At 67.2% G+C, this 16,195-nt stretch carries 14 protein-coding genes and 1 tRNA gene; 12 read left to right on the forward strand and 3 right to left on the reverse strand.

What is annotated here, in order from left to right:
- Nucleotides 1-99 precede the first annotated feature (99 nt).
- From FLP23_RS05510 to FLP23_RS05560, 11 genes are all read left to right on the forward strand, one after another.
- Nucleotides 100-1,611: a sugar transferase gene (locus FLP23_RS05510; protein WP_168200383.1), complete on the forward strand. Its 1,512-nt coding sequence runs from the start codon at nt 100-102 to the stop codon at nt 1,609-1,611.
- A 335-nt stretch (nt 1,612-1,946) separates the two neighbouring features.
- Nucleotides 1,947-3,023, forward strand: a complete 1,077-nt coding sequence (locus FLP23_RS05515; protein ID WP_168200384.1) for a glycosyltransferase — start codon at nt 1,947-1,949, stop codon at nt 3,021-3,023.
- Nucleotides 3,020-3,820: a WecB/TagA/CpsF family glycosyltransferase gene (locus tag FLP23_RS05520; protein WP_149324937.1), complete on the forward strand. Its 801-nt coding sequence runs from the start codon at nt 3,020-3,022 to the stop codon at nt 3,818-3,820. The genes FLP23_RS05515 and FLP23_RS05520 overlap by 4 nt, the downstream gene beginning before the upstream one ends.
- On the forward strand, nt 3,813-4,811 hold the full coding sequence (locus FLP23_RS05525) for a glycosyltransferase family 4 protein (protein ID WP_149324938.1): 999 nt from the start codon (nt 3,813-3,815) through the stop codon (nt 4,809-4,811). Before FLP23_RS05520 ends, FLP23_RS05525 begins: the two co-directional genes overlap by 8 nt.
- 85 nt (nt 4,812-4,896) lie before the next feature.
- A complete protein-coding gene (locus tag FLP23_RS05530) occupies nt 4,897-6,132 on the forward strand; it encodes an O-antigen ligase family protein (protein WP_149324939.1) in 1,236 nt (411 codons plus the stop codon).
- The gene (locus FLP23_RS05535) at nt 6,129-7,304 is read left to right on the forward strand and encodes a lipopolysaccharide biosynthesis protein (RefSeq protein ID WP_149324940.1); all 1,176 of its coding nucleotides are present in this window, start codon (nt 6,129-6,131) and stop codon (nt 7,302-7,304) included. Before FLP23_RS05530 ends, FLP23_RS05535 begins: the two co-directional genes overlap by 4 nt.
- Before the next feature lie 356 nt (nt 7,305-7,660).
- Nucleotides 7,661-7,942, forward strand: a complete 282-nt coding sequence (locus FLP23_RS12605) for an LbetaH domain-containing protein (protein WP_168200385.1) — start codon at nt 7,661-7,663, stop codon at nt 7,940-7,942.
- A gap of 205 nt (nt 7,943-8,147) precedes the next feature.
- A complete protein-coding gene (locus tag FLP23_RS05545; RefSeq protein WP_149324941.1) occupies nt 8,148-9,923 on the forward strand; it encodes a DUF4012 domain-containing protein in 1,776 nt (591 codons plus the stop codon).
- 93 nt (nt 9,924-10,016) lie between these two features.
- Nucleotides 10,017-10,544, forward strand: a complete 528-nt coding sequence (locus FLP23_RS05550) for a hypothetical protein (protein ID WP_149324942.1) — start codon at nt 10,017-10,019, stop codon at nt 10,542-10,544.
- 76 nt (nt 10,545-10,620) lie between these two features.
- Nucleotides 10,621-11,352 carry a CPBP family intramembrane glutamic endopeptidase gene (locus FLP23_RS05555; RefSeq protein WP_149324943.1) on the forward strand — a complete coding sequence of 244 codons (732 nt, stop codon included), beginning with the start codon at nt 10,621-10,623 and terminating at the stop codon, nt 11,350-11,352.
- Between the two features lie 202 nt (nt 11,353-11,554).
- Nucleotides 11,555-13,108, forward strand: a complete 1,554-nt coding sequence (locus tag FLP23_RS05560) for an HNH endonuclease signature motif containing protein (RefSeq protein WP_149324944.1) — start codon at nt 11,555-11,557, stop codon at nt 13,106-13,108.
- A 334-nt stretch (nt 13,109-13,442) separates the two neighbouring features.
- Here FLP23_RS05560 and FLP23_RS05565 read toward each other — a convergent pair whose 3' ends face one another.
- From FLP23_RS05565 to FLP23_RS05575, 3 genes are all read right to left on the reverse strand, one after another.
- Nucleotides 13,443-13,934, reverse strand: coding sequence for a MarR family winged helix-turn-helix transcriptional regulator (locus FLP23_RS05565; protein ID WP_149324945.1), 492 nt, complete (start codon nt 13,932-13,934; stop codon nt 13,443-13,445).
- A gap of 143 nt (nt 13,935-14,077) precedes the next feature.
- Nucleotides 14,078-14,428 (reverse strand): nuclear transport factor 2 family protein, encoded by a 351-nt coding sequence (locus FLP23_RS05570; protein WP_149324946.1) that lies wholly within the window; start codon nt 14,426-14,428, stop codon nt 14,078-14,080.
- A 21-nt stretch (nt 14,429-14,449) separates the two neighbouring features.
- Nucleotides 14,450-14,521 (reverse strand) — tRNA-Gln (locus FLP23_RS05575).
- A 76-nt stretch (nt 14,522-14,597) separates the two neighbouring features.
- Here FLP23_RS05575 and glmU point away from each other — a divergent pair.
- Complete coding sequence (gene glmU, locus FLP23_RS05580; RefSeq protein ID WP_149324947.1) at nt 14,598-16,040, forward strand: bifunctional UDP-N-acetylglucosamine diphosphorylase/glucosamine-1-phosphate N-acetyltransferase GlmU; 1,443 nt, start codon at nt 14,598-14,600, stop codon at nt 16,038-16,040.
- Nucleotides 16,041-16,195: the final 155 nt, after the last annotated feature.

The following is a 16,195-nucleotide window of genomic DNA, read 5'->3' on the forward strand; positions in this document are numbered from 1 at the left end:
CTTTCAGAGGCGAGGATGCTCATCGGACGCCGGTTCTGGTGCGAAAGGCTTCACGAGGTCGGCTAACGTTGACATGTCGTGCAAAGGTCGGAGGTTGTCGTGGGCGAGTCATCCGGCCCGCGGCGCACCACACCCCTCGCCGTCGGACGGGAGAACGGCACGTGGCCTAGGCGCGCGGTCACCTGGGGGCAGCGCTACGCGCGAGTGCTGGCGACCACCGACTTCCTGGTGATCGTGTGGGCTGTGCTCGGTGCACAGATCTTGCGCTTCGGGCTCTCGACCGACGAACAGGCGACCATCTCGCGCGACTTGGACCTGGGGTTGAGCTACACGCTCGTCTCGCTCGTGCTCATCCTGGGGTGGATGGCGGTGCTGAGTGCATTCGGCACCCGCGACGCGCGTGTTGCCGGCATCGGTTTCGCCGAGTACCGCTTGATCGTCGATGCGACGATTCGCTTGTTCGGCGTCGGCGCGATCTTCGTGTTCCTCTTCAAGATCGACATCGCGCGCAGCTACATCCTCATCGCGCTCCCCGCGGGTCTCACAGCTTTGCTGCTCACTCGGTGGATCTGGCGACAGTGGCTGCACTCTCAGCGCAGGAGGGGCGGCTTCAGCTATCGGGTGCTGCTCGTCGGCTCTCTCGCCTCGGTGGTGGCGATTGCGCGGGATCTCGCACGTTTCCCCGCCGCGGGATACGAGGTGGTGTCGGCGGTAGTGCCCGATGCGCCGAAGAGTGCCCGGCTTCCGGGAACGACGGTGCCGGTGACACACGATCTGGCCGAAATCCCGACGCTCATGGATGCGAAGGGCGCCGAGACCCTCATCATCACAAGCAGTGATCAACTGCCCCCGGGCAAGATCCGCGAGCTGAGCTGGGCGCTCGAGCCGGGCAGGCAGCACCTGGTGGTTGCGCCGAGCCTGACGGACGTCGGTGGACCGCGTATTCGTATGAGACCCGTAGTGGGCTTGCCGCTCATGCACGTGGAGACGCCTCGGTACGAGGGTTTGAAGCGCGTCACCAAGCGCGCCTTCGACTTGGCCGTCACCACGGTGTTGATCCTGCTGCTGTCGCCTCTATTGCTCGCCATTGCGCTGGTGGTGCGCTTCTCGTCGCACGGGCCCGTGCTGTTCAGGCAGCCGCGCGTAGGCCGCGCGGGCAAGCTGTTCCCGATGCTCAAGTTCCGCTCGATGGTGGTCGACGCGGAGGACCGCCTCTCTGAGCTCCAGGGCAACGACCGCGATGCCGGCAACGACGTGATGTTCAAGCTGAAGGACGATCCGCGGGTGACCCCGGTCGGAAAGTGGCTGCGTCGCTATTCGCTCGACGAGCTGCCGCAGCTGTTCAACGTGTTCGTCGGCCAGATGTCGATCGTCGGCCCCCGCCCGCCGCTTCCCCGCGAGGTGGAACTCTACGAGAGCCATGTGCACCGACGGTTCCTGGTGAAGCCGGGCATTACGGGACTCTGGCAGGTGAGCGGTCGCTCGTCCCTGTCGTGGGAAGATACCGTGCGGCTGGACCTCTACTACGTCGAGAACTGGTCGGTGACCGGGGATCTGATCATCCTGTGGCGGACGGCGAAGGCGGTGGTCGGGCGCGACGGCGCGTATTGACGCAGCCCGCCACCGGTGAGTCAGCTGGCATTTGGTGACAGACAAGGATGCGGCCGCCGTTCCGTCCGCGGTGATCTCGCGCTCGCCGCCAAGCGGCGCAGAAGCCCGCCGGATCAATGTCATGATTGAAACGACGCTCTCGGTGGCGGACTCAGGGCAATGCGCGTTGCGGTCTTAGCGGACGACGGGGTTCTCGCGGAGCGGATCGTCTGAGGGGAATCAATGTGAGCCGGTTGGAGTCGGTGGATGAATTGTCGTCTGGCAAGGTTCGACTCTGCATCGTTCTAGATCACGGAATGTCTGATGTTGCGTGGCGTGAGTTGTATGAGAACGATATGAGGCACGAGGAATCCCCTTGGAGATACGGGTTGGCGCGCGAGTGGTTCGAGGTCGATTTCTCGGTAGACCATCCTGAATCACGCATCGGACGCTTCTGCAGGAAGGCGCTGCGGCGGGTCGTCGGATTCGACCTCGTGCACGTCCTCAGGAATCGAGGGCTGATACGCAGTGCTCAGGTCGTGTGGGCTCACACCGAGCGGGAACACCTGGCAGTGGCCCTCCTCAAGTTGATCTCGCGGCCTCCGTTCCCGGTCATCATCGCGCAGTCCGTTTGGTTGTACGACGAATGGTCGTCGTACGGTCGGCTCCGCCGCGCGGCCTATCGGAAGCTGTTGTCTCAACTTGCGGCTGAGACACTGCATACGGACGAAGGTGTTGAGCGGGCACGGGCTATCGATGCGAGCAGGGTGGTTGTCCGCCTACCGTTTGGGTCTTCGTACTCGGCGAGCACCGAACGTGATGACCACGGCGGTCACGATACTGAACAACGGGGGGCGCGCTACGTGCTCAGCGTGGGGAACGACCGACATCGCGACTGGGCTACTTTGGTCACGGCAGCGCGGATGCTCCCTGCGACGGAATTCCGTGTGGCGTGTGATCCCGCTAAGTTCCCGCGGGTCGGGATCCCCGAGAACGTCAGTGTAGGGCGAGTGAAGCGGATGTCAGAGCTCAAAGCCCTCTACCGTGGCGCTGATGCTGTGGTGCTTCCGCTCGCTCCCAATACTCATGCGTCAGGTGTGACGGTCGCGATGGAGGCAGTGCTCGAGAATGTGCCGCTCGTGACTTCGGATGTGGGCGGTCTCCGCGCGTACTTGCCAGATGCGGGCGTGGCGTACTTTCCCGTGGGCGATGTCGACGCTCTGGTTCGCAGGCTCGGGGAACTGTCGTCGCTGCCCCGCGCGCTTGCCCCGAAGGGGGGCGAGGCGTTTGCGCGCGAGCGCGGATTGCTGGCTGTTGACTACGTACGGCGTCACGTCCACCTCACTCGGGCTGTTCTGGCTGGGAGAGAGCCGCCACCGCTTGTGTCCGCGTTTGCACATGTACCAGCGCCAGAAGTGGGAGCGCCGAGATGAGCGAGACTTCCCGCCGTCGCGACGAGGCGCTCTTGACACGGGTCAAGCTGGGGTCGATTCATTGCACCCCAATCACGTGGTCGAAGACGCTCGCTGAGGTGCTTCGCCTTGTGGTCGACGATCGACCGCATCTCGTGGTCACTGTGAACATTGCGCACGTGTGGCAGGCTCGCGCCGAGCCGGATCTTCGCGCGGCGTACTCTCGTTCAACGGTGGCAACAGCGGACGGGTGGCCGGTGGTCGCAGCCATCCGCCTTCTTGGTCGGAATCGACATCGGGTTGAGCGGGTCACGGGGGCCGACCTGGTCCCTGCTCTCGGCCGCGAGTCTCTGCGGATCGCCGTCGTCGGGGGGAAGGGGGAGAGTGCACAGCTCGCAGCAGCGACTCTTGCGAGTGCCGGGAGGGCGACAATAGCACTGGTGGAGCAGGCGCCTCGCGAGGAGCTCGACGATTTGGACGCCAGGCGTCGGCTCGTCGATCGCATCTGCTCGAGTGACGCCGACGTCGTGTTGATTGGACTCGGGGTCCCCCGACAAGAAGCGCTCGCTCTTGAACTGATGGACGTCCTGCCGCGCGGGGTGGTCGCTTGCGTTGGGGCTGCTATCGAGTTCACCGCAGGCACTGACAGGCGCGCGCCGCGGTGGATGCGTCGCGTCGGGCTTGAATGGCTTCACCGAGTGATCCGAGAGCCTCGCAAGCTGGCGGCGCGCTACCTTCGATCGGCGCCGTACTTCCTGGTGGTTGTTGCGAGGGAGTTCTTCGCATCGCGCGCCGGGCTCGAGCGCCGCCGTGGATAAGACAGAGCGGACGCTCCTGTTCGACGCCCGTTCCGCGGGCAGCCTACGAATGACAGGCTGGGAGCGATATACGCGATCCTTGGTCGGATTGGTCGTCGAGTCTGAGAGCATCGTCCTCAGGGCCACTGATCCGACCGGACCAGGTCGGTTCGTCGGTGATCTCTTGGGGATCCCCGCCGCGTCGCGAAAGCTCGACTTCGTCCACTTCCTGAGCTATCCACCCTCCCCTGCCGTTCCGCTCTCGAAGACGATCTACACGCTCTACGACATGACGTGGTGGTCGTACCCGGAGACTGCGACCCGTCTAGGGCGCAACTACTACCGTCCACTTGCAGAAAGGGCAATGAGCGGGCGTCTCGTGCTCACCATCTCGGAGACGGTTCAATCGGAGATACTGGCGCGTTGGCCGGGTGCCAACGTGCGCATCGTCAATCCATTCGTGGAGCCTCAGCTCCCTGCGCCAGCACTGCCGCGGGGGGCGGCGCCCACGGTAGGGCATGACAGGCCGTACATCCTTGCCGTGGGTTCGCAGGAGCCTCGGAAGAACTTCGTCCGGCTGTCGGAGGGGTATCTGCGGTCGGGAGTTGCAGGCGACATCGATTTGGTCGTCGTTGGTCGGGCGGCGTGGGGCGCCGCCCCGGCGGGCGTTCAATATCTGGGCCGCGTCTCGGATGGTGAACTTGCGAGGTTGATTGCCGGGTCGCTGGGTGTGTTTGTCCCGTCACTGTATGAGGGATTTGGGTACCCGGTCATCGAGGCGCTCGTGGCGGGAGCAGAAGTCTTCTGCTCAGATATCCCGGTCTTTCGCGAGGTAGGAGCCGAGCATGTCACGTATTTCGACCCAACGAGTATTGAGTCAATCGCGGCGGCTGTCAGGGCAGCGACGTCTTCGCGGAAGGTCGTGAGTTCGGGTTTCGTCAATCCGTTCACGCGGGAGAGAACTCGGCAGCAGCTCAAGGAGATCTACGAGGAAATCGGTGTCCGCCTCTGACCGTGGTTGGTTGAGCCTCGGGGAAGCTCAGCACCTGCGCCGAAGACGTATAGCGCGGCGACTAGCGGCAGCAAGCTGCGTTCTCGTGCCGTTGGATGCGATTGCCATGAGCGTTGGAGGTTTCCCGCTGCGGCTGTACATGCTGCCGCTCGGGGGGCTCATTCTCTTTAGCCTCTTCACCGGCGTCGACCGCCGCCGACCCAGCTGGATCCTTCAGCTTCTCGCCGTGCACACCGTGCTCATCCTCCTCTCGTTGTCGTGGACCTCCACGTTTGCCGATACTTTCCAGGTCGCGCTTGGTCAGGTCTTCTTGATGCTGGGTCTTTGGGCGTTGGTCCGCAACGCGGGTCAGAACTTCTTCGGCTCGAACGACCTTCTTCGATGGTTCCTTGTCGGGCTGGTCGGTTCCGCCGGCATCGCGGTGCTGCAGGTGGTTCTCTACTACTCCGTTGGGCTGAACCTTGGAGTGTGGGCGACGATCGTGAACGCTCCATGGGTCAGACCCAACGGGCTGACCGCTGAACCCGTGTGGGCCGGTTTGAACGCAAGCCTTGGCTTGGTGATCGTGGTATCGAATTGGCGGCAGCAGCGCAGGCGCATCACGCTCCTGGTGCTTTTCTCAGTCGTGTTGGTTCTCGCATTCTCGCGTGCGGCGTTGTTGGCCACGTTGGTGGCCGTCGCGCTCATGGGCGCGCTTCGAATTCGGCATCTCAGCAGTTCACAGTTTTCGAAAGCCGTTGCCGGGGCGCTCGTGGTGGTCGCCGGAGCGGCAGCGTTGGTCCCGATTGCACTCCAAGTGCTGCCCAGCGGGCTCCTCCAACGGTTCGATATCTCCGCGGCCCTAGGCGAGGATCGGGTGAGCGTCGACCAAGGCTCGCTGGACTCGCGTCTTGGTATCTATCGACTCATCCTCGACAAGTGGGTGGATGCGCCCCTCTTGGGGCACGGCGGCGGGTCTCTCGCCCAGGCGGCAGTAGACGCCTCCAACGTCGCAACATACCTGGGCAGCGGAGAACTGAACGCCGGTCGTGGCTCAACAAACCTCTTCCTGACGAATCTGTATGACCTCGGTGTCATCGGATTGGCATTGATCGGCCTGGTCGCCGCGGGGTTCGCGTATACCGGGCTCAGGATGGCGCGATCTAACTTGACACCTCTAGGGCTCGCGACGGTGATGACGTTGCAGTACTTGTCGGCAAATGGATTCCGCCTTGGCGTGACCTGGGTGGTGTTCTCGATTCTGATTGTTGCGTGGCTTGAGCACAGGTTGGACCATCGAAGAGATCCCACCGTGTCGATGTCGCTGAGGGGATTCTCGTGAAGCGGCATCTTTCCGCGGTGGCCGGTTCTCGCGGGCTCAACTCTCTTGTACAGGCCATCGTGCTTGTGCTCGTCGCTCGAGCTGTCTCGATCCATGAGTTCGGGATATTCTCGGCCGTCATCTCGGCCCAGATTACGGTAGCGCTCGCGACTACTTTCGGGGTGCCGACGTTCGTCGGTCGTGAGTACGCACTGGGTGACCTTTCGGCTGTGAAAGCTGCGCTGCGGATCAACATGGCGTCTGCCGTTCTGCTTTTGATAGTCGTGGGAGGGGGAGCCCTGTTCTTCCCCGGTAGCGACGGACTCGTGGTGGGCCTTGCGCTGCATGGAGTGGCGCTTTCGATCGAAAAGGGAATCGAGGGGAGGCTCGCGATCGATGCTGCGCGGCGCGAGTACTTTGCAACTTCGCTCGCGTTCTGGGTGCGCGCTTCCGTCAATGTGGGGTTGTATCTGGCGTTGGTCGCGGTAGGTCAAAATGCTCTTCTCGCGTTTGGCCTCTCTCGACTTGCAGGAAGCGCCCTGTCGGCGATCGTCACGCTTGCCATGATCAAGTCACCGATCGCCCCAGTGAGCCCTCTAGCGGTGACGCTGCGCCGATTGGTGCCCGTTGGCGTCAGCGATGCGATCAATGCTCTGCGCTTTCTCGATGTCGTCGCGGTCACGGTGTTCGGCGGCGCGGCAGCGGGGGCGGCGTACTCGGCAGCCAGCAAGGTACTCACTCCCATGGGGATCGTGGCAGGGTCGATGAGTTCAGTCGTTGTCCCGCGGGCCGCGGTCGCGAGTGATGAACGTCTGCGGCCTCTCGTCGCCAAGGTGTTCGCCGTAGCAATCGCAGGAACAGTGCCACTGCTGTTGCTGGCTCCCATCTCCGGATGGCTCATGGAGCTCGTCTTTGGTGGCGAGTACGCAGGGGAGGGAGCAGTGCTGATCGCCTTCCTCGCGAGGCTTCTTGTGGCCGTCGCGCTGCCGCTACTCGTCGCAGTCGCGATCGCTCGGCGCCTCGAAGTCAAGGTCGCCAGAAACGCCCTACTCTTCGTGCCGATCTTGCTCATTGCTGCAAGCGTGGGAGCTGCGTTCGGGGGTGCGGAAGTCGCAGCACTTCTATTGGCGGCCGTCACGTGGGCGAACCTTGTTTTCTTCGTGTTGCTGCTCAGGAGGCGATCTTCGTCGTAGGACCATGCCGCTACGTTGTTCAGCACGAACAGACCGTGCTCGAGATCGCAATGGGGAGTGGAGAGATTGAGGGTGCGCTCTCAAGGCAAGTTGGCCGAGACGTGGGCCATCGCATTGCGGGGTATTGACCTCGACCAGCGGCTCCTCGAGTCTCGGCTTGGGCGCAGAAGTCGCGGGCGGGTCTTGGCGTACATCAGCGCGCGCAGCATTCGTGCGGGGTTTCTCTTCAGGCTCGCTTCAGGTCGCTGCCTAGTGCCCACCCTTGCGAGACGGCGTTTAATGAGACGGTTCGCGTGCGATGTTTCTGCGGGTGCCGCATCACGGGGAGCGTCTATCTCCCCCATCCTGTCGGGATCGTGCTGGGCCAAGGGGTTGAGGTCGGAGACGAAGTCGCGATATACCAGTCGGTCACTCTCGGTGCCGGGCGCGGGGGTGAGTACCCGAGGATCGAACGGGGAGTGACTCTCTTCGCAAACTCGGTTGTGGCTGGGGGAGTGTGTATCGGTGAAGGGACCGTCGTCGGGGCGTGTGTCTACTTGGCCAGAGACACCTCACCGAACTCGACGGTGCGGCAAGCCGCGCCTGTTGTCACAGAGACCCACCACAACGGCGAGCGGGAGACACGACGAAAGAATTAACTCTAGGTCGTAGGCGGGCTGCCCGATCAGGTGCGCGCAAGCTCTGAAATGGTCGGAGTCCATCGGGTCTGTTGCTTGAGCGTTGCACGCGCGGGTGGCTCGCGTGTCCGATACTGGATGCGGCATGGAGCACCTCCGGCCGCACGATAGGTGATGCGGAACCCCTGCGCGGGTCTCGGCCGAGAGAACTCCAGGGATGGACTAGATGTCACAGGCGCACCGCGGCGCACGCCGCCGCCCCACCTGGGTGCGTTGGGTTGTGCTGGCCGGCGTCGCGCTCGTGCTCGTCTGGACCGGCTGGATCGTCGTGCGCGGCCTCATCGCCCGCGACCAGCTCACCTCGGCTGTGCCTGTCGCGCACGAGCTGCGCGACACGGTGGTCGGTGGCGATGAGGGCCACGTCGACGCGCTCGTCGCCGAGCTCAAGCAGCGCGCCGCCACCGCCGCATCCATGACGCACGACCCCGTCTGGCGCGTCACCGAGTTCATCCCCTGGATCGGGCCCAACCTCACCGCCGTGCGGCAGGTCACCGAGATCGTGCAGACCCTCAGCGACACCGGCATCGATCCGCTCATCTCGGCCGCCGCCAGTTTCGACCCCGACGCCTTCGCCATCACCGACGGCCACATCGACCTCGCGCCGATCATTGCCATCCAGCCCGACGTCGCCGCCGCCAACGACGCCATGAGCGCCGCTGCCGCGCAGGCCGACGCGATCGACGTCGACGCCACCATCGGCCCGGTACGGGACGCCGTCACCCAGCTGCTCACGCTCGTGGGCGAGGTCACCGGATCCGTCGACGCCCTCGACCGCACCGCCCACCTGCTGCCCGCCATGCTCGGCAACGACGGGCCGCGCACCACGCTCGTGCTCATCCAGAACAACGCCGAGCTGCGCTCCTCCGGCGGCATCAGCGGCGCGCTCGCCCTCGTCACCGGCGACCACGGCGCCATCGAGTTCGGTGAGCAGGCATCCACCCGCGACTTCCCCGAGCGCGAGAGCAGCATCCTGCCCCTCGACGACGCCACCCGCACCCTCTACGGGGAGATCACCGGCAAATTCATCCAAGACGTCAACCTCACCCCCTGGTTCGACACCAGCGCCCAGCTGGCGAAAGCCATGTGGGAAGAGCGCAAGGGCGGCACCGTCGATGCCGTCGTCGCCGTCGACCCCGTGCTGCTGTCGTACCTGCTCGACGCCACCGGGCCCGTGCAGGTGGGCGACATCATCCTCACGAGCGACAACGCCGTCTCCATCCTGCTCAGTGAGACCTACGCGCGTTACTGGAATCCGGACGACCAAGACGCCTTCTTCGCCGCCGCCGCACAAGGCGTCTTCGCGGCGCTCACCGCACCCGACGTCAAGCCCGCCGGCATCGTCGAAGCCCTCGTGCGCGGCGGGGATGAGCGTCGCATCCGCATTTGGAACTCCCGCCCCGACGAGCAGCGCTTCGTCGACGGCACCACGCTCTCGGGAGTGCAGCCCGCGGACAACAGCGCCGGCCCCGAGCTCGGCTTCTTCCTCAACGACGGCACCGGCGCCAAGATGAACTACTACACCGACCTCAAGGTCGAGGTGGCAGGCGGCGTCTGTCGGGCGGACGGCATCCCCAGCTACCGGGTCACCGGCACCTTCACCAACAACGCCCCCGCGGACGCCGCCACCTCCCTACCGGGGTACGTCACGGGGGATGGCGCCTTCGGCGTCGAACCCGGCAAGGTGAAGACCCTGCTCGCCGCCTACGGCCCAGTGGGGGGCATCGTGCAGGGTGCCACCCTTAATGGGGAAGAAGCGTTCGGCGTCGGCGCCATCGACCGTGGGCGGCCCGTGTTCCTGGTGCAAACCCTGCTCGCACCGGGCGAAACCGCCGTGTTCAGCGTCGACTTCAACGGAGAAGCCGGCACGCGCGGGCCGCTGAGCGTCGCCGTCACCCCGACTCTTAACGACACCGAAACACAGCACCGGTCGCTCGTCTGCTGACGTCTGTGTATTATTCACAAGTAACTTGCGCGACTGAGGGGGAACTCGGTCGTGGGTGACATTCCCGAGAGAGGCGCGCTTCGGCGTAAAACCATGAAGAAGACCATCGCAACCCTGGCCGTGGCTTTCGCCCTGACTGTTGGTGGCGCTGCCACCGCCGCATTCGCCGCCCCCTACCCGCCGGCCGTGGCCCCCGGCAGCCCCGCCACCATCGTTCCCGGCGGCTCCGGTGTGGTCAACACCACCGGCTGGGACGCCACCGAGCAGGTCACCTTCACCCTCACCGGTGAAGGCGTCGGCGCGGGCAACCTGTCCGCCGCCGGTGTGAAGGCCGCCGTCACCTCCACCTCGGTCACCAAGACCGCCAGCGGTGGTGCGGCATCCGTCACCGTCACGCTTCCCGCCAACGCCACCGGCAACTACACCCTCACGGGCGTCGGCGGCACCAGCGGCCTCACCCTCACCACCAACATCGCCGCCACCACCGCGGCCACCGGCGCCGACGTGCCCGCGTGGCTCATCTGGGGTGCCGTCGGCGCTGTCGGCCTCGGCGTGATCGCGCTCATCGCGGTCTCGGCCTCGCGTCGCACCCGCCAGGTCGCGGTCGCAGCCCAGAGCTGAACCCAACCGTCGCGAAGGCCCCGCCGAGAGGCGGGGCCTTCGTCGTATCCCGGCCCGGATCGATACGGTGGCACACATGAGCGACGTCGAACGGCACGCGAGATCACGCAAATCGCACTACCGCGATCCGCTGTCAGCCCTCACGGTCGCCGCCGTCGCCTACCTCGCCTGCCTGCTGCTCGCGCTCGTTGTCGTCCCGCGCATCGGCGTGCTCGGACTGCCCAGCTGGATCGATCAGCTGCTCACCTTCGTGCTCATCTGGCTGCCGCTGCTGATCGCCGTATACGCCGCCGGGCGACGCTACGGCACCGGATCCGCCCGTACCGACACGGGGCTGCGGCTGCGCGTCATCGACCTCGGCATCGGGTTGCTCGCCGGGCTCGTGCTGCGCCTCCTCGCGGAATGGATCGCACCGAGCAGCACCGGCGCCCCGGCCCTCGACGGCACCACCGCCCCCGCCCTCCCGCCCGTGCCCGAGCTGCTCGTGCTCGTGGTGGGCGGCGTGCTCGTGGCCCCGCTCGTGGAGGAGCTGTTCTTCCGGGGGCTGCTGCAGCGCTCCGCATCCGGGCTCGTGCGCGGGGGACGTTCGGCGCGGATCATCGTGGCGGTGCTCGTGAGCACACCCCTGTTCGTGCTGCTGCACCTCGCGCTCGCGGCGCCGGCGAACTGGGGCGGCGTGGCGGTCGTCACCGGCATCTCCGGCCTCGGCTTCGGACTGCTCGCCGCCATCACACGGCGCCTCGGCGCGGCCATCCTGGCGCACGGGGTGTTCAACGCGCTCGGCCTGGCGATCCTGTACCTGCGGTAGGGGCGCCGCTCGGCGCGCCGCGGTGGTCGATCCCGGAGGTCGATCCCGGTGGGCGATCCCGGTGGTCGAGGAGCGCCCGCGCCGCGGACGCGTCTCGAGACCACCCCACCGCCGAGTCTCGCCCCCGAACTCTCGTTCGAACTTCTCCACAAGTCCCCGCCCAGTACTAGAACATCAATGCGAACTCGGGTAGACTATCGGCATGCCCAACATCGCACCTGTGTTCGAGGATCCCGAGCTCCTCGACGATGCGTCGTGGGCACCGTTCCCCGACCCCGACGACTCGGTTCCCGCGTTGCCGCCGTCGGTGCTCGAGCAGTGGGGGCTGTGGGGGCTGCTGTCGACCGCGGAGGTCGATGCCGACACCTTGCGTCATGCCGACGACGCCGAGCTGCTGCAGTTCGCGGAGGTGTTCGCCGCGCAGGAGCGTCAGGTGCGGGCGCAGTCGGCGCTCGTGGCCGGCGAGATCGCCCGCCGTTCGCGACCCGAACTGGGCTTCGGCGGCCTCGCGCGCAAGCTGGGCCACCGCACAGCCGAAGAGCTGGTGCGGGTCACCACGGGCTCCACGCTCTCCGATGCGAAGCGCACCGTGCAGGTTGGCACACTCCTGGTGGAGGCGGCGGATGCCGACGCCGTCCCCGCCGCCGATCCGGTCACGGGCGAGGTCACCCAGACCCGCCCCACCGTCCCGTGGATGGTGCCCGTCGCCCACGCGGTGCGCTCCGGCACGATCTCGGTCGAGAAGGCTGACGCCATCCGCCGCGGCCTCGGCAAGCCCGACCCGTTCACCGGCGACCCCGAGCAGGATGCCGGCCGCATCACCACCGAGACCCTCACCGCCGCGGCCGCGACGCTCGCCGGCGAAGCCCCCTCGCTCGACGCCGATCGCCTGCTCAAGCGCGCGATGGAGCTGCGCGACGAACTCGACCTGGCGGGTGTCGCCGTGCGCGAGCGCCGCCGACGCGACGCGCGCTCGTTCCGGGTGTTCACGCAACCCGACGGCATGACGCGCGCGGTCTGGCTCATGGACCCGGAGACGGCGGCCATCGTGTCCGAGATCCACCAGCGGGTCACCTCGCCCAAGCTCGGCGGTCCCCGCTTCGTGCACCCCGACGAGCTGGCCCGCGCCGAACAGGTGCTCGCCGACCCCCGCACGGCCGAGCAGTACGCCTCCGACACCATGCTCGACCTGCTGCGCGCCGGATACACGGCCGACCCCACCCTCGTGCCCGGCGACGAGGTTCCGGCGGTGCGCGTGCTCGTCACCCACACCGACCTCCACGCGGGCGTCGGAATCGGGTTCATCGAAGGTCAGAGCGTGCCGGTCTCGCTTCGCACCGTCGAGCGCCAGCTCTGCGAGGCGGGCACCGAAGACCTCATCCTCGACGCCCAGCATCGCCCCCTCGACCTGGGGCGCCGCAGGCGACTCTTCAGCCGGAGGCAGCGTCGGGCACTCGCGGCACGAGACGGCGGATGCATGTTCCCCGGGTGCGAGCGACCGCCCGTCATGACCGAGGCCCACCACATCAAGCACTGGCTTCGCGACCGCGGCAAGACCGACATCGACAACGGCATCCTGCTCTGCCGACACCACCACATGCTCATGCACGACGCCGGGTGGGAGATCGAACACCGCGGCGGCACCGACTATCGGCTCATCCCGCCGGCCGGCGTCGACCCCGCACGGCGACCCATCCCGCTCCGCAGCAAGTCACCCGTGTATCGTCGCGCGCTCTCCGTCGCCGGCGCCCCCTGACCCCGGGTTCCTGGCCCGTCCCTGCCCGGTGGCCTCGAGACGCGTCCGCTGCGCGGGCGCTCCTCGACCACCTGCGGTGCGGCAGATCTCGATACACCGCGGCTGCGCCGCGGCACTCGATCAGCGAAGTGGCCGCCGTCCCGCTGGTTGAGTAGCCCGCACAGCGCCACTCCCGCAGGTTGAGTAGCCCGCCCAGCCGCACCCCCGCTGGTTGAGTAGCCCGCCCAGCGCCACTCCCGCTGGTTGAGTAGCCCGCGCAGTGCCACCCCCGCTGGTTGAGTAGCCCGCGCAGCGGGCGTATCGAAACCCCGCGCCCGCCCCCGCACCCGCTCCCTCAGTCGAAGTCGAGGCTCAGCTTCCGCAGCAGCCCCGCCAGCCGCTCCTGGTCGGCGAGCGACAGCGCACCCAGCAGCTCCGCCTCCCGCGCCACCAGCTCCCGGATCGCGGTGTCCACCGCCTCACGTCCCCGCGACGTCATCGCCACCAGCACTCCGCGCCCGTCGTGCGGGTCGGTGCGACGCTCCACGAGCCCGCGCTCCACAAGCCGGTCGATGCGGTTCGTCATGGTGCCGCTGGAGACGAGCGTCTGCTGCAGCAGTGCTTTCGGACTCGACTGGTACGGGGCCCCTTCGCGTCTCAGCGCGGCGAGCACATCGAACTCCCACGGCTCCAGGCCGGAACTCGCGAACGCGTCCCGCCGCGCCCGGTCGAGATGCTTCGACAGCCGGGCCACCCGCGACAGCACCTGCAGCGGCGAGAAGTCGAGCTGCGGATGCGTGCGCTGCCATGCGGCGACGATCCGGTCCACCTCGTCGTTTTCGGGCATCCCCCCATTATCCGGGCACGACCCACCGACTCGATGCCGCGCGCCGACATCGTCGGCGCCCCCTCCAGGTCGAGACAGGCCGCGAGCGCGGAAGCGTCGTGCCGCGGATGGTCGGCCGACCCCGCCGCTCGCCTCGGGCCGGATCAGCCGAGGGGGACGACGTACGAGTCGACCTCGGCGATCAGCTCGCCACGGAAGGTGAACAGGTCGCTGTAGGCGAACCGGAACGCCCCCGCCTCGCGGTGGCGCCCGCGCCCGGTCCCGGTGACGACGACCACGTCGTCCGCCTCGAGGGTGCGCGACACCTCGAGCTCCGGGCTGCCCTCGAAGTCGGGATTCTCGATCTCGCTGTCGAACTCGGTCTTGCCGTGGGTCGTGCGCACCCCGTGGATCCGCCAGACGACGTCGTCGGTGAGCAGGGCGAGGATCGCATCGTGGTCGCTGCGCCGGAAGCCATCCAGGTAGCGGTGCACGGTCTGCTGTCGGCTGCTCATCGCTCGCCCTTTCCCTCGGCGCTCCGCCGCCAGGATTCGAACCTGGACTGTACGGCTCCAAAGGCCGACGTGCTGCCGTTACACCACAGCGGAATGCGCCATCCGGCGCCCGACAAGTCTGCCAGAGCGCCACCGCCGCGCCCTGCGGTGCCCCTGCCAGAATGGCTGCATGACCGATCAGCGCCTCGCCGTCATCGTCCTCGCCGCGGGGGAGGGCACCCGGATGCGGTCCCGGCGGGCGAAGGTGCTGCACCCGATCGCGGGGCTGCCGATGATCGCGCACGTGCTGACGACCGCCAGCCACCTCGAGCCCGCCTACGTCGAGGTGGTCGTGCGCCACCAGCGCGACGACGTCGCGGCAGCCGTCGGCGAGTACCTGCCGGACGCGATCGTGGTCGACCAGGACGAGCTGCCCGGCACGGGCCGTGCCGTCGAGCTCGCCGTCGAAGCCTTGCCTGCCGACTTCGACGGCGAGGTCGTCGTCGTCTCGGGGGATGTGCCGCTGCTCGACACCGCCACCCTCGCCGCGCTCGTCGCCGAGCATCGCGCGGCGGCGGCATCCGCCACCATCCTGAGCGCTGTGCTCGCCGACGCCACCGGTTACGGCCGCATCGTGCGCGACGCGGCAGGCGGCGTCACCCGCATCGTCGAGCACAAGGACGCCACCGAGGAGCTCCTCGCCATCACCGAGGTCAACTCCGGCAGCTACGTGTTCAACGCTGCAGCGTTGCGCGAACTGCTGCCGCGCATCGGCAGCGCCAACGCGCAAGGCGAGAAGTACCTGACCGATGTCGTGGCACTGCTGCGCGAGAGCTCCGCCACGGTCGCCGCCGTACCGGTCGCCGACAGCTGGCGCGTCGCCGGCGTCAACGACCGTGCCCAGCTCTCCGAACAGGCCGCCCGCCTCAACGCGCTCATCGTGCGCGGACATCAGCTGGCCGGGGTGACCATCCACGACCCCGCGAGCACCTGGATCGACCTCACCGTCTCGATCGGGCAAGACACCGTGCTGTGGCCGAACACCCGCCTCGCCGGCGCCACCACGATCGACCGCGACGCCGTCATCGGCCCCGACACCACCCTCGTCGACTGCGAGGTGGGCGAAGGCGCCGTCATCAAGCGCACCGACGCCACCCTCGCCGTCATCCGCGCCTACGCCGAGGTCGGCCCGTTCGCCTACCTGCGCCCCGGCACCGAACTCGACGGCGGCGGCAAGATCGGCACCTTCGTCGAGACCAAGAACGCGAGAATCGGCCGCGGATCCAAGGTGCCGCACCTCTCCTACATCGGCGACACCGAGGTGGGCGAAGGCTCCAACATCGGCGCCGGCACCATCACCGCCAACTATGACGGCGTGCAGAAGCACCGCACCACGGTCGGGTCGCACGTGCGCACCGGATCGCACAACGTGTTCGTGGCACCCGTCACCATCGGCGACGGCGTCTACACGGGTGCAGGCACCGTCGTCCGCAAGGATGTGCCCGCCGGTGCACTCGCCGTCAACGTGGCCCCGCAGCGCAACATCGAGCGCTGGGTGGCGGCCAACCGCCCCGGCACGGCGGCAGCGGCCGCGGCAGCGGATGCGGCAGCCGCCACCCCGCCGGTCGAGTAGCCGCGAGGCGCACCGCCCCGCCGGTCGAGTAACCGCGTAGCGCGCCACCCCGCCGGTCGAGTAGCCGCGAGGCGCGCCACCCCGCTGGTCGAGTAGCCGCGTAGCGGCGTATCGAGACCCCCCTCGTCGCTAGACTCGACGCAGGCGGCAGGGAA

The organism is Protaetiibacter larvae (assembly GCF_008365275.1).
GTDB lineage: Bacteria > Actinomycetota > Actinomycetes > Actinomycetales > Microbacteriaceae > Homoserinibacter > Homoserinibacter larvae.